Origin of the sequence: Collimonas silvisoli (assembly GCF_018305005.1) — a bacterium.
In the GTDB taxonomy this organism is placed as follows: domain Bacteria; phylum Pseudomonadota; class Gammaproteobacteria; order Burkholderiales; family Burkholderiaceae_D; genus Collimonas; species Collimonas silvisoli.
In genome coordinates, this window is sequence record NZ_JAGQEG010000179.1 from 1 (window position 1) to 4562 (window position 4562).

At 54.9% G+C, this 4562-nt stretch carries 4 protein-coding genes; 3 read left to right on the forward strand and 1 reads right to left on the reverse strand.

Annotation, left to right across the window (positions count from 1 at the left end; all coding sequences use genetic code 11):
• On the reverse strand, positions 1 to 1011 hold a 1011-nt coding region (locus tag KHU33_RS25480), incomplete at its 3' end, for an ABC transporter substrate-binding protein (RefSeq protein ID WP_407928320.1).
• A gap of 391 nt (positions 1012 to 1402) precedes the next feature.
• Here KHU33_RS25480 and KHU33_RS25485 point away from each other — a divergent pair.
• The 3 genes from KHU33_RS25485 to KHU33_RS25495 all read left to right on the forward strand — a co-directional run bounded on the left by KHU33_RS25485 (position 1403) and on the right by KHU33_RS25495 (position 4309).
• Complete coding sequence (locus tag KHU33_RS25485; protein WP_211468247.1) at positions 1403 to 2596, forward strand: M20 aminoacylase family protein; 1194 nt, start codon at positions 1403 to 1405, stop codon at positions 2594 to 2596.
• Positions 2597 to 2682: 86 nt separating this feature from the next.
• Entirely contained in the window at positions 2683 to 3570 is an 888-nt protein-coding gene (locus KHU33_RS25490) for an SMP-30/gluconolactonase/LRE family protein (protein WP_211468249.1), read from the forward strand.
• 190 nt (positions 3571 to 3760) lie between these two features.
• On the forward strand, positions 3761 to 4309 hold the full coding sequence (locus tag KHU33_RS25495; RefSeq protein ID WP_211468251.1) for an acyloxyacyl hydrolase: 549 nt from the start codon (positions 3761 to 3763) through the stop codon (positions 4307 to 4309).
• Positions 4310 to 4562: the final 253 nt, after the last annotated feature.

The window sequence follows — 4562 nt, forward strand, 5'->3', positions numbered from 1 at the left end:
AAACAAGGCCGCCGGCACCAGATTGACGGTCGGCTCCGACAATCCTTCCATGACCCGGTCGCGAATTGCATCGCGGTTGATGGCAACCGACAATGCGCGGCGCACGCGCACATCCTGCAACGGATTTTTATCCAGCGGCTTGCCGTCCTTGTCGGTGACGAATGGCGATTTCTCGCGACGCGTATCGGCGTACAGGTAAATCACGCGGTGCGATACCTTGGAATAAAAGCTCAGGTTCTTATCCGCCCTGACTTTCGCCAGATCCGGCGTCGGCACATTTTCGATTGCCTGCACATCGCCCGCCAGCAAGGCCGCCAGGCGGGTCGCATCGTTTGGAATGAAACGCAGGGTGACCTTGCTCCAGGCCGGCTTCTTGCCCCAGTAATCGTTATTGCGCTCCAATTCGATCCGGTCGTCGCGCTGGAATTTGACGAACTTGAATGGTCCGGTACCTATCATGCCTTTGCCGCTGGCAAAATCGTCGCTGCTGAGGCCTTGCGTGGCTTTTTTGGAGACGATGTAGATCGAGGTCAGGTCGGCCAGCAATAGCGGATAGGGTTCTTTAGTGGTGAGCTGGATGGTATAGGGATCGATTATTTTTTTATTGATGATGGCTTTGGTGTAGGTGTCGAATTTTCCCGGACTGCCGACGATCGTGGCCGGGCGATCCAACGACCAGGCCACATCTTCCGCCGTCAGCGGGCTGCCATCATGAAACTTGGCGCCCTTGCGCAGCTTGAATTCCCAGGTCAGGTTATTCACCAGTGTCCAGGATTCGGCCAATGCAGGAATGATGTGGCTGTCGGCGTCCATCGCCACCAGTTGTTCGAAGATGTGATCGGAAACGTTGATATTGGGAAATAAATTATAGAAGTGAGGATCCATCGAAGTTGGCGGAGAACTCATCGCCAGTTTGAATTCCTGTGCGGCGGCTGGCGGCGCAACTGGCGCCAGCAACAGAAGACAAGAGATAATCAGAAATACACGCAATCCCATTGCTGGCCATGACATCAGACGCATAATGCTCTCCTGTGAGTGAACACCGACGGACCGTGTAGGCGTAATATACACATTCTGGACGTTACGCCGTTCATCATTTTGCAGGCAAGAGGCGTGCCATATAAGGGCCTGTTAGGAATCAATTTGAGAGATGCGTTCCAACCAACACGTGTGCTGGCAAGGCGCGTGGCGTAGCAAGGGGTGGCCCCCCTTGCAAGCCATGCAACGCAGTCCCGCGCACGTTTTGGTTTGAACCCGGAGGGAACGGGTCATAGGCGTCGCATGCCGTTGTTGCAACTCCTTGCCGTAGCACCGCTACGTCGCGTCGTTGCGCCTAGGCCTGCAACGCCTATGACCCGTTCGCACTCCCAAATTGATTCCTAACAGGCCCTAGGAGCACAATATGAATTTGATTGACCCCATCATCGCCTTCCAGGCCGAACTACAAGCAATCCGACGTGATCTGCATGCACATCCCGAACTCAATTACGAAGAACAGCGGACCTCCGATGTGGTGGCTCGCAAGCTCACGGAATGGCAGATTCCCATCGTGCGCGGCATGGGTGTCACCGGTGTGGTCGGTATCGTAAAAAATGGCAGCAGCGACCGCGCAATCGGTCTGCGCGCGGATATGGATGCCTTGCCCATGCAAGAATTGAATACCTTTGCGCATGCCTCCCAACATCAGGGCAAGATGCACGCTTGCGGGCATGACGGCCACACGGCGATGCTGCTTGGTGCGGCACATTACCTGGCGCAACACCGTAATTTCGACGGCACCGTCTATCTGATTTTCCAGCCGGCTGAAGAAGGCGGCGGCGGTGCGCAGCGCATGATCGACGACGGTTTGTTCGAAAAGTATCCGATGGAAGCGGTGTTCGGGATGCATAACTGGCCGGGCATGCCGGCTGGCAGTTTTGGCGTGACGCCTGGTCCAATGATGGCTTCCAGTAACGAGTTTGAGGTGATCGTCAAAGGTAAGGGTTCACACGCTGCGCAGCCTCATAAGAGCATAGATCCAGTCATGGTCGCGGTGCAGATTGCGCAAAGCTGGCAGACTATCGTCTCGCGTAATATCAATCCGAACGATCCGGCGGTCTTGTCTGTCACGCAGATTCATAGTGGCAGCGCCACCAATGTAATTCCCGATGAAGCGACGCTGATTGGCACGGTGCGTACGTTCTCGGTTGCGGTGCTGGATGTGATCGAGGCGCGCATGCGGGAGATCGCGCAACATACTGCGGCGGCCTTCGGCGCCGAAGTCGAATTCCGTTTCCACCGCAATTATCCGCCGCTGGTGAATCATGCGAAGGAGACTGCGTTCGTGGTTGAGGTGTTGCAGGCAATGGTCGGCGACAGCAATGTGAATCCGCGGGTGGAGCCAACCATGGGCGCGGAAGATTTCGCGTTCATGCTGCAGAACAAGCCGGGCTGTTATGTCTTCATCGGCAACGGCGAAGGCGCCCATCGCGATGGCGGCCATGGTCTCGGCCCCTGCAATCTGCATAATGCCAGCTACGACTTTAACGATGACTTGCTGCCGATTGGCGCCAGTTATTGGGTCAATCTTGCGGAGACTTATCTGAAGAAAAAGTAGTTCCCGTACTGCCCTGGCATCAGCGCCAGGGCGGTCATCTCCGAATCGCTTTCCGATCCGCCCGTATTTCCTCATTCATTTTATTCATGAACCAAATTCAAATCGCCTACCATCAACCCATGCAATTGGGCGAATGCCCGCTGTGGCATGCCGCTGAAGCTGCGCTGTATTGGGTCGACATCTCAGCCATGCAAGTGCATCGGCTGCGGCCCGCCGACGGTAAGCACGCCATGTGGCAGCTGCATGCAGAACCCGGCTGTATCGGCCGGCATGCCGGAGGTGGCCTGATCGTTGCCATGCGCACCGGCCTGGCGCACTTGAACACCGACAGCGGTGAACTTACGCAAATTGCCGATGCGCCTTACGATACCGCCACCACACGCTTTAACGATGGCCGTTGCGACGCTGCCGGCCGGTTCTGGGCCGGCACGATTTACGAACCGCGTGATCATGCCGGTGCGCAGCTATACGCCATTGAAAAAAATATTGTGCGGCCTGCCGGTAATCCTGTAACTGTCTCCAACGGCCTCGGCTTTAGTGGCGATAGCCGTACGCTTTATCACAGCGACACCACTGCGCACAGGATCTGCAGTTACGAGTTTGATTTGGCGAGCGGGAAAATCGGCGAAGGTCGCGTGCTGAAACAATTCGCCATGGATAAAAGCGCCCCCGGTTATGGCGGCCGCCCTGACGGTGCAGCGGTGGATAGCGAAGATGCCTATTGGTGCGCAATGTATGAAGGCGGCAGACTGTTGCGCTTGTCGCCTGCGGGTGAGGTGTTGCAAGAGGTGATCTTGCCGGTACGCTGCCCGACCATGATAGCGTTTGGTGGCGCCGATTTGCGCACGCTATATATCACCAGTGTGCGTGAAAAACGTAATGCCGCGGAACTCGAAGAATATCCCTTGTCCGGCTGTGTCTTGTCGCTCCGGGTTGATGTGCCTGGCCGGATTGAACCCGCTTACATTGCTTGATTTGGTGCGGACATTCACAGTTTTACGACAGGGATTGCCGTAGTCCGGCAACAATCCCGGTTTTCGACTATTCTTTAGGCCTGTAGCTGCGCGCCGCAGCAAGTTGGATAAGCGGCCAGCTCGGCCTTCTATATGAATACGGCGACGACTTGTTTCGCTTTTTTTTATTTTTTACGCTCGAAAGTCTTTCATGCAAAAAAAACAAACCGGACTCAAATTGCTAGCCGCAGTCAGCCTGCTGGCTGGCGTTCACTCAACTAGCTTCGCCGTAGACTCCGCCTCCTTCGAACTGGGTACCGGCAACAAGAGTCAATTGGCCAGAGTTGCCGCACAATGGGATTGGAACACGGCATTGTGGCAAGGAAGCAGCACGCAAATCGGCGGCTATTGGGATTTGAGCCTGGCTGAATTCCGTCAAAACCAATACCAGAATATTCCCGGCCAAAAGAAAAACCTGACTGATATCGGCTTCACGCCGGTGTTCCGTTTCCAGTCCAACGATAAAAAGGGCCTGTACGGGGAAGCCGGGATTGGCGTGCATCTGATGTCACATCTGTATGACAACAATAGCCGTCGTTTTTCCACCGCTTTTGAGTTTGGCGATCATCTCGGCGCTGGCTATGTGTTCAGCAACGGCATCGATGTTGGCCTCAAGTTGCAGCATTTCTCCAATGGCGGCATCAAGAAGCCGAATAGCGGTGCGAATTTCGCTGTGTTGCGGGTAGCTTATCCGTTCTAAATTGGGACGTTAATCCAGATAAAGAAGCAGGATAGGTAAACAGGAAAGCCGGTCGCGAGAGCTGACTGGCTTTTTTTTGCTGAATGGTTGAGGTGCTACGAAGAATGAAGGCATGACGTGGACGCTGTAAAGCGAACGCGCAAAGCAAAAACCCTCTGAATGATTAGTTCAGAGGGTTTTTTAATAAGAGCCTGACGATGACCTACTTTCACACTGGTTGCAGCACTATCATCGGCGCAAAGTCGTTTCACGG